The organism is Ruminococcus champanellensis 18P13 = JCM 17042 (assembly GCF_000210095.1).
GTDB classification, from domain to species: Bacteria; Bacillota; Clostridia; order Oscillospirales; family Ruminococcaceae; genus Ruminococcus_F; species Ruminococcus_F champanellensis.
In genome coordinates, this window is the sequence record NC_021039.1 from 283,308 (window position 1) to 289,879 (window position 6,572).

Genomic DNA, 6,572 nt, shown 5'->3' on the forward strand with positions numbered 1-6,572 from the left:
TCTATGCAGCACCCAAAGCTGCACATTCCCACAATGCTGCACAGAACGGAAATAAACAAATCTATGTCATGAAATCGTGGGAACAATCGAAGAACATTCGTTCTCCACAAGAGTGGGGTGGGTTGTGGAAAAGAGAGCGCGAGAGAAAACCGTTGGGAGGGGAGAGAATAAGCAGTTTACTGCGCTCGCTCCCCTCCCAAAGAGGTTGTCGCTCGCACACCGGTAGATGGGTCATGCGTGACCCGTCCGGTTAATCAAATAGAACAACACACATCTCCCCAAGACTCCGGTAAACCCGTACTGCGTATGTCAAGCACGCAGAGCATAAAAGACAACGTAAAAGAAAAAGGTCACAAAGGTAAAAAGGAAACGCACAAAAGAAAAAAGGCAGCCTCCCCGGCTGCCTCTCTGTCATCACTGGAACGCAGTGAACAGTCCGCCCACGATGGGCATCTCCTTCGCCTTGCCGTTTGCCGCATTCACCAACAGGAACACGAACAGCCCCAGGGATGCCAGACTCAGTATCATCCGCAAAACAAAACCTATAAAGGGAATATTCGCCAGGATCCCCCCTGCCACGTTCAGCACGATGGTAGTCAGAAACAGGATTAACCCCTGGTTTGCGTAAAACTTCGCAAAGCCGGAGTCCTTTGCCGCAACCAGCGGCACAAAGAACAGCACCCAGAAGCAGGCAACGATCGCCACTGCCTTGTTCTTGTTGATGTCCTCCGCCGTGAACTCATCGCTGTGATCCTTGGTATCCAGCAGATTCTTGAAAAAATCGTCCATGTAAATCATCCTTTCCCGGGCAATCGCCCTATGTATGCTTCGGCTGTTCAGCCGTCAAGCTCCCGAATGGCACGGATAAAGCCCTCCACGTCGGTAAAATCCTTGTACACCGACGCAAACCGCACATAGGCAATGGGGTCGATCCGCTTGAGCCGCTCCAGCACCATATCCCCGATCTCCGCCGAGGTGACCTGGGTTTTCATTTCGTTTGCGTAGTAATTCTCGATCTCATCCACCAGCCGGGAAACCGCATCCACCGAAACCGGACGCTTTTTCACGGCGCTGTAAATGCCGGCAATCAGCTTCTGCCGGTCAAAGGGCTCAAAGCTGCCGTCCCGCTTCACCACCATCAGCAAGGGCCGCTCCACCACCTCAAAGGTGGTAAACCGCTTCTGACAGTTGGTGCATTCCCGGCGGCGGCGCTTTTTTCCGTCCGCCGGACGGGAGTCGATGACCTTGGTGTCCTCATAGCCGCAGAAGGGACATCGCATACTGATTCCTCCTCAGCGCCCGGCAGGCTCCAGAGAGCCGATCATATGCACGAGCGTGTTATAATTGCTGACAAGATCCGTCAGATTGCTGAAATTGGAGCGATACAGCTCCAGCATAATGGAGCAGTCCGCCCCCTCCTGCCGCAGCAGCCGCAGAAACCGGCGGATGTCGAATCTGCCCTTGCCGATCTGCAAGCAGTCCCCCCGTTCCCCATGGTCGCTGATGTGCACATGCACAATGGAGCTGCCCAGGGCATGCACCACGTCGAAAATATTCTCCTTGCTGCGGATTGCCTGCTTGGTATCCAGCACGAAATGGGCGTCATCCCCCAGGGCACGCTTCATCTCCTTCAGAAACCGGAGGGAGCCGCTGGTACACCGGGACACATTCTCCTGCGCCACGGTCACGCCGAACTCCTTCCCCAGCTTTGCCAACCGGTAGAACCGCTCAAAGTACAGCTCCTGGGGGATGCTGCTGCCTGCCTGGTTGCCGTGGAACACGAAGATCTCCGCCCCCAGCCAGTTCATAGCCTGGAAATACATCCTGTGAAATTCCAGGGCATCCGCCACCCGGCGCTCATACTCGCTGAAAAACAGCATGGGCTCGATGGGACAGGTAAAGGGATGCAGGGCACGGCAGGTCATGTCGAACCGCTTCATGGTGTCCGCCATGCCGCTGACAAAGGTTCGGGTGCATTCGCTCACCGTGTTGACAAAAATCTCGGTATGGGCAATGCCGCTGACCGCCAGGTCATATACCGACTCCTCCAGCAGCCGGGGGTATAGGCACGCTGTGGATACGCCAGCCTGCATGGTTTTCTTCCCTCCTGTTTTTTATCGTCTTCTTATCATAGCACAAAACACTGTAATTTGCAAGGGTCGGGCAAAAGAAAACGGCAGGATACCCTGCCGTTTACGCTGATTATTTTCTGATCTGGAGATCTGCCACGGTTTTCTTGCCCCGCTTTTCCGTCCACCAGACCCACACCACCGGTGCGATGCAGATGGAGGAATAGGTACCGGAAATCAGACCCACCGTCAGCGGTATAGAGAAGCTGAGAATGGAATCTACCTGCATGATCACTGCCACAATGGAAATGATGAGCATGGTGGAAATGGTGGTCACAGAGGTGCGGATGCTCCGGCTCATGGTCTGACTGATACTGGTGTTCACCAGTTCCCGGATGGAAGTTTTCTTGTCCATCAGCTTCTGGTTCTCACGGATCCGGTCGTAGATGACCATGGTATTGTTGACGGAGTAGCCCAGAATGGTCAGCAGCACCGCCATAAAGTTGGAGTTGATCTCGAACCCGGCAATGACGAAGGTGCCGTATGCGGCGATCAGGTCATGCACCAGGGCGAGAATTGCGCACATGCCGGCAGACCAGCCGCTGATGCGCTTGAACCGCAGTGCGATGTAGATGATCAGAATCACGGAAGCCGCCAGCGCTGCCACCAGGCACTTGTAGAAGAACTGCTTGCCGGAGGTGGGGGAAACGTCGTTGGATTCCAGCAGCTTGATCTGGTTATCCGGGAACTTGCCCTGGATGGAGGTGGTCAGCTGCCCCTGTACCTCCGGGGTAAAGGAGCCCTCTGCACAGCTAAAGGAAATGGTCATGGTCTTGCCGCTGCCGTCCCCCAGCGCCTCGCCGGTCTGGATGGTAACGGGGGTGTTGAGGATCCCCTTCGCCAGGGTCTCCACCTGTGCAGTGTCCACGTCCCCGGTGTAGCTGTAGTTGAGGATGGTACCGCCCTTGAATTCAATCGCCACTTCTACACCGAAGATCAGAGAGCCTGCAATGGCACACAGGATCATGATGGCGGAGATGATGATGTAAATGTGCATGTGTCCTACATAGTCACGGACTTTTTTCTGCTTGCTCATGCCTGCTCACCTCCGTACAGCTTCTTGTTCTGGAAAATCTTGAAGTTCGACAGGGACATCACCATCAGCCTGGATGCAAGTACGCCCATGACAAAGTTCAGCAGTACGCCTACCATGAGGGTATAGCCGAAGGAGTAGATGACGCCCTCCGTGCTTGCGCCGAATGCGAAGAACAGGGGTCTGAGCAGCCTTGCGAATACGCTGGTGGGCACGCCGAATGCGCCCATGAGGATGATTGCCACGATGATGGTGGTAATGTTGCCGTCAATGATGGCGGACAGGGCACGCTGATAGCCGGAACGCAGGGCAGCATTCAGATTCTTGCCCCGGTTCAGCTCCTCCTTGATGCGCTCGCCGGTGATGATGTTGGCATCCACGCCCATGCCCACCGCAAGGATGATACCTGCGATACCGGGGATGGTCAGAGTGGAGCTGTCCATAAAGCCGAACCAGCCGGTAATGGCAGCCAGAGTGCCGGCGATCTGTCCCGCCAGGGTAATCACTGCAACGGTACCCGGCAGACGGTAGAGGATTATCATGTAAATGGCGATCAGTACAAAGGCGATGATGCCGCTGATGACCATCGCCCGCAGCGCCCCGGTACCCAGGGTGGGAGAAATGGTCTTGAAGCTGGAGGTGGTCAGCTTAAAGGGCAGTGCGCCGGAATTGATCTTGTCCGCCAGTTCCTTTGCTTCCTCGTAGCTCTGGGAACCGGTGATGACTGCGTTGCCGTCGGTAATGGCAGAGCTGACAGTGGGTGCGGAAATACAGTAGTTGTCCATCCAGATGGCAATGGTGCCCTTCTTGGATGCCAGCTGGGTGGTGGCGTCCGCAAACGCCTGCTTGCCCTCGTCGGTCAGCTTCAGGGTAACCACCCAGTCTGCGCCGCCCTGGTTGTTGGGCTGCTGACCGGTGCCTGCCTCTGCCACATCGGCGCCCTGGAGGATGATCTCCCCGTTGGGATTGCCGTTCTCGTCCACATTTTTCTGGTTTCCGTGCCGGAAGGTGAGCACAGCGGTCTCACCCAGCTCGTCCACCGCAGCCTCCGGGTCGAAATTCTTCTCCCCTGCCTGCCAGGGGAACCGCACGATGATCCGGTTGCTCTTGGCATCGGAATAAACCTCACTGTCGTTGATGTTGAGCGTTGCCAGCCGCAGCTTGATGACCTCGGTAGCGGCAGCCAGCTGCTGCTCCGTTGCCTCAATGCCATTTTCCGGCTCAAAGGTAACGTCCACACCGCCCTGGATATCAATACCCAGACGAATGTCGTCCAGTCCGTGTATGTAGGTCGTGGAGATATCACCGTACTGATAATCCAGACCCACGATTGTGGATGCGGCAAATGCCAGGATCAGCGCAAACACAATGAAAAACACGGCTTTGTTTCCTTTTTTCACTGTCAAGCCTCCTAAACTTATTCTGTTTCTGTCGGGGGATCTCATCCCGCAAACCGACAATTAACAATATTATAACTTATCCGCAAAGGAAAGTCAATAGATTTGTACATACCTTTACACGGAAAGCTCCGCTGTTTCGTTGAGAATGTCCTGGTTGGCATCCAGAACGGGCTGCACAAATTCCTGTAAAAACTCGGTGACCTGTTCCTGGCTGCGGCCGGTAAACTGCTCCGGCTGCATGATTTTGTCCATTTCCTCTCTGGAAATCATAAACATTTCGTCCGCCAGGATCAGCTCGCACAGATCGTTCTCCAGACCGTCCTCCTTCACATGCTTCCCGGCGATCATGGAGTATTCCCGGATCCGCTCGTGGAGCGCCTGCCGGTCGCCCCCCTTCTTCACTGCGTCCATCATGATGTTCTCCGTTGCCATAAAGGGCAGCTCCTGCATCACTCTCCGGCGCACGATCTTGGGATATACCACCAGTCCGTCGGTTACGTTCATCATGATATTCAGAATGGCATCCACACCCAGGAAGCCCTCTGCCACGGAGATCCGCTTGTTGGCAGAATCGTCCAGGGTCCGCTCGAACCACTGGGTGCCGGCGGTGAATGCAGGATTCAGGGTGTCGATCATTACATATCTTGCCAGTGCGGTGATCCGCTCACAGCGCATGGGGTTCCGCTTGTACGCCATGGCGGAGGAGCCGATCTGCCCCTTCTCAAAGGGTTCTTCCATTTCCTTGAAGCTCTGCAAAATCCGCATATCGTTGGCGAATTTGCTTGCGGACTGGGCAACGCCGCCCAATGCCGCCAGCACCTGTGCGTCCACCTTCCGGGAATAGGTCTGACCGGACACGGGAACCACTGCGTCAAAGCCCATTTCCTCTGCGATCATCTGCTCCAACTGCTTGACCTTGGAGGAATCCCCCTCAAACAGCTCCATGAAGGATGCCTGGGTGCCGGTGGTGCCCTTGGAGCCCAGCAGCTTCAGGGATGCGATCCGATGATCGATCTCCTCCAGATCCATCAGCAGCTCGTTGATCCACAGGGTGGCACGCTTGCCCACGGTGGTCAGTTGTGCAGGCTGAAGATGGGTATACGCCAGGGCAGGCATGGCCTTGTAGCTGTCCGCAAACCGGGCAAGATTGCCGATCACGTTGATGAGCTTCCGGCGCACCACCTGCAAGGCGTCCCGCATGATAATCACGTCCGTGTTATCCCCCACATAGCAGGAGGTTGCCCCCAGGTGGATGATGCCCTTTGCCTCCGGGCATGCCACACCGTAGGCGTACACATGGCTCATTACGTCGTGGCGGCAGACCTTTTCCCGTTCTCTCGCCACGTCATAGTCAATGTTTTCCACATTGGCTTCCAGTTGATCCACCTGTGCCTGGGTCACCGGCAAGCCAAGCTGATGCTCCGCCCGTGCCAGCGCCACCCAAAGCCGCCGCCAGGTGGTGAATTTCTTGTCCGCCGAGAATAAATACTGCATTTCCGGGCTGGCATACCGGGTGCAGAAAGGGGACTCGTAAGAATTTGTATGAGACATAATCGCCGCTCCTTTATTTCAAATAACACTTTATTATAGCACGAAAGGCACTGGCTCGTCAATTGTTTTGTTGGAAATTCTGCGGACGCTGGCGTTTCCTTTTTCAGTGACCATCTTTTCCGGGGTTGCTCTTTATGCTCTGCGTGCTCCACCTACGCAGGAGCGTTCTACCGCTGTCTTGGGGAGACAACCCAAGGGTATATCATGCTCCACTTACTTAACCGGATGGGTCACGCATGACACCCTTATCTTTTGTGACCATCTTTTCCGGACTTGTTCTTTATGCTCTGCGTGCTCCACCCACGCAGGAGCGTTTTACCGATGTCTTGGGGAGATGTTTGTTGTTCTATTTGTTTAACCGGATGGGTCACGCATGACACCCTTATCTTCTGTGACCATCTTTTCCGGGCTTGTTCTTTATGCTCTGCGTGCTACATTTACGCAGTACGGGTTTACCAA

The 6,572-nt window shown here is 55.1% G+C and carries 6 protein-coding genes; all 6 read right to left on the bottom strand.

What is annotated here, in order from left to right; genetic code table 11:
* Positions 1-414: 414 nt before the first annotated feature.
* The 6 genes from RUM_RS01250 to purB all read right to left on the bottom strand — a co-directional run bounded on the left by RUM_RS01250 (position 415) and on the right by purB (position 6,113).
* A complete protein-coding gene (locus tag RUM_RS01250) occupies positions 415-789 on the bottom strand; it encodes a Predicted membrane protein (RefSeq protein WP_015557415.1) in 375 nt (124 codons plus the stop codon).
* Between the two features lie 47 nt (positions 790-836).
* Positions 837-1,280 carry a transcriptional regulator NrdR gene (nrdR, locus tag RUM_RS01255; RefSeq protein WP_015557416.1) on the bottom strand — a complete coding sequence of 148 codons (444 nt, stop codon included), beginning with the start codon at positions 1,278-1,280 and terminating at the stop codon, positions 837-839.
* A gap of 12 nt (positions 1,281-1,292) precedes the next feature.
* A complete protein-coding gene (locus RUM_RS01260; RefSeq protein WP_015557417.1) occupies positions 1,293-2,093 on the bottom strand; it encodes a sugar phosphate isomerase/epimerase family protein in 801 nt (266 codons plus the stop codon).
* Positions 2,094-2,202: 109 nt separating this feature from the next.
* Positions 2,203-3,165: a protein translocase subunit SecF gene (gene secF, locus RUM_RS01265; RefSeq protein ID WP_015557418.1), complete on the bottom strand. Its 963-nt coding sequence runs from the start codon at positions 3,163-3,165 to the stop codon at positions 2,203-2,205.
* Positions 3,162-4,562, bottom strand: a complete 1,401-nt coding sequence (locus tag RUM_RS01270) for a preprotein translocase subunit SecD (protein ID WP_041326201.1) — start codon at positions 4,560-4,562, stop codon at positions 3,162-3,164. The genes secF and RUM_RS01270 overlap by 4 nt, the downstream gene beginning before the upstream one ends.
* 114 nt (positions 4,563-4,676) lie before the next feature.
* A complete protein-coding gene (purB, locus tag RUM_RS01275; RefSeq protein ID WP_015557419.1) occupies positions 4,677-6,113 on the bottom strand; it encodes an adenylosuccinate lyase in 1,437 nt (478 codons plus the stop codon).
* Positions 6,114-6,572: the final 459 nt, after the last annotated feature.

Excerpts from the sequence above, each read along its gene's own strand:
- nrdR (WP_015557416.1), bottom strand. The coding sequence starts at position 1,280 with ATGCGATGTCCCTTCTGCGGCTATGAGGACACCAAGGTCATCGACTCC.
- RUM_RS01260 (WP_015557417.1), bottom strand. The coding sequence starts at position 2,093 with ATGCAGGCTGGCGTATCCACAGCGTGCCTATACCCCCGGCTGCTGGAG.
- purB (WP_015557419.1), bottom strand. The coding sequence starts at position 6,113 with ATGTCTCATACAAATTCTTACGAGTCCCCTTTCTGCACCCGGTATGCC.
- secF (WP_015557418.1), bottom strand. The coding sequence starts at position 3,165 with ATGAGCAAGCAGAAAAAAGTCCGTGACTATGTAGGACACATGCACATT.
- RUM_RS01250 (WP_015557415.1), bottom strand. The coding sequence starts at position 789 with ATGGACGATTTTTTCAAGAATCTGCTGGATACCAAGGATCACAGCGAT.